This window comes from uncultured Fibrobacter sp., assembly GCF_937877005.1.
Classification (GTDB): Bacteria; Fibrobacterota; Fibrobacteria; order Fibrobacterales; family Fibrobacteraceae; genus Fibrobacter.
This window is the reverse complement of record NZ_CALEFV010000132.1, coordinates 1-2,186: the sequence shown is the minus strand read 5'-3', so window position 1 is coordinate 2,186 and position 2,186 is coordinate 1. Positions and strand designations below refer to the sequence as shown.

2 protein-coding genes are annotated in these 2,186 nt (G+C 48.9%); one reads left to right on the top strand and one right to left on the bottom strand.

Annotation, left to right across the window (positions count from 1 at the left end; all coding sequences use genetic code 11):
* Positions 1-441: serine hydrolase domain-containing protein (locus Q0628_RS06500; protein WP_298769308.1), on the bottom strand; the 441-nt coding region annotated here is incomplete at its 3' end.
* A 54-nt stretch (positions 442-495) separates the two neighbouring features.
* Here Q0628_RS06500 and Q0628_RS06495 point away from each other — a divergent pair.
* On the top strand, positions 496-2,186 hold a 1,691-nt coding region (locus Q0628_RS06495), incomplete at its 3' end, for a hybrid sensor histidine kinase/response regulator (RefSeq protein WP_298769306.1).

The following is a 2,186-nucleotide window of genomic DNA, read 5'->3' as shown; positions in this document are numbered from 1 at the left end:
AAGAAGTACGCTGGCGGGGTTGCCGTAATTAAAATCTGCGCCGGGCGCCTTCTCAAACTGGTATGTATACAGTGCGTTCAAAATGCCTTCGGCGGGCAGCGTGCGCAGGGTCTTCATGGGCACACGGTAATCGAGACTGTGCGTCAGCAAGTGGAAAACGCGAATGTCTTCGCGGTAATTGGTCTGGAGTTCTGGAATGTAGTCGATGACTTTGGTATCGACCGATAGCTTGCCCTCGAGAATGTAACTCAGGGCGAGCGTGGAGGTGGGGCACACCTTGGTGAGGCTTGCGATGTCGAAAACCGTATTTTTGGGCGTGTTTAGCGTCAAAATTTCACGGCGACCGTCGGGTAAAATGAATCCGGCGACTGCTTTGTTGAAAATTCCCTCGGATTCAGCCCTCTTGAGCAGGCCTTCTAATGTTTCTTTTTCGAACTTCATGTATAGAAATATAGCATAGTGAATTTTTATTCCGAAATATCTTATATTTTGATTGTGTTCTCTAGGACTATAGAAAACGAGAATCGCGTAAGAGTTCTTTACGGGATAATCCTTGTTGTGGTGGGGCTGGCCTTTGCCACAGTCGGCGTGTACATATCCAAAGATTATTTGGAATCCGTAAAACAAGAAACCTTGCTCGCGGGCAAGATGTCCAATGCCAAGGATGCAGAAGCAATCAACGGATTCTTGGCCCGCGGCGAATCGGTGCTGCGCGTAACCACTCGCATCGCAGAAAAGAGTTTGGATCATGGGGCCACGTTGGCGCAGATTGAATCGCTGTTGATTTCCGAAGCGGAATATTACAGACATTCGAACGATATTGTCTTGTGCAATATGTTTGGATTGCTCCGCGATGAATTCCTGAGCGGCGGCCGTTGGACTCCTGCCGCAGGTTATGTACCTTCGGTTAGACCCTGGTACCAGAATGCCCCTATGGAAAAGGACAAGGTTGCCTTGATTCCGACTCACCTGGATCCGCACAGTGGCGAACAGGTGGTGACCATCAGCTTGCGCCTTTCCGATAAGAAAAGCGTTCTTGCGGTTGATCTGTTCTTGAAAGACTTAATTGCCGATGTCAAGAAGAGTGACTTGTCGAACATGTTGGTCATTATCGACAAGAAGGGTGTGGTTATTTCGCACACGGATATTACCCAGAATGGAAAGAACTACTTGTCGGCTGATTTCTGGGGCACGGACGAGGAAAAACTGGCCCGGGCGATTTCGTTTGCCAGCGAAGAACCGTTTGTCTTTAACCTGAGAGGCCGGGACTATCGCGTGTTCTCGGCACTGGTGCAGGGCGATTGGTATGTGGTCCGCCTTGTTGAAGAACGTACGCTTTGGAAGACCTTGAATATTGCTGTCTTGCGCAATGCGATTCTTATCTTCTTGATTTATGTATTGTTTGTATTGCTGTTCACGGCGGTATTTGCAAAATACTTGAGGCTTATTCGCGTGAACCGCTCCAAGACGGCGTTCCTTACGAGCATGAGCCGCGAGATTCGTTCTTCGGTGAATGGTATTCTCGGCATGAATTCCATTGTGCAAAAGGAACTGCACGATGACAACATGAAGGAATATTCCAATAACATCCAGAGTGCGGGTCAAAGCATTATTTCGTTGGTGAACGATGTGCTGGATGTTTCGAAAATCGAGTCGGGCCGCCTGAGTATTGAATCGATGGAATACGACGTCTTTACGGTTTTACAGGAATGCTACAATGAAAATGAACCGAAGGCGAAGGCGAAGGGCCTGACCTTCCACATTGATTGCGATCCCGATATTCCGTCTTGCCTGTGGGGCGACCAGAATCGTATTATCCAGATTATCAACAACCTGCTTTCGAATGCGGTCAAGTTTACCGAAGTGGGTGGTGTTTCCTTGTCGGTGGGCTTTGACAACTTGCCGCCGATTGGTTCGCTCCGGACAGACGACTACATCATGTTGAAGATAGCCGTCAAGGACACTGGTGTCGGCATCCGCAAGGAAGACCGCGATACCATATTCAAAAGGTACCTTCCCAAGAATCCAAAAGATGAAAGCGATATCGAGGGCTACAAGACCCTGAAGGGTGTTTATATCACCCCCGGCACGAAGGCGCTCTTCTTCGTGGACGGTAAATTTGCCGCGGTGCTCGATAGCGGTAAATACAGCTTCAAGGAATTCAAGGACGTTGAAGGCACGCAGAA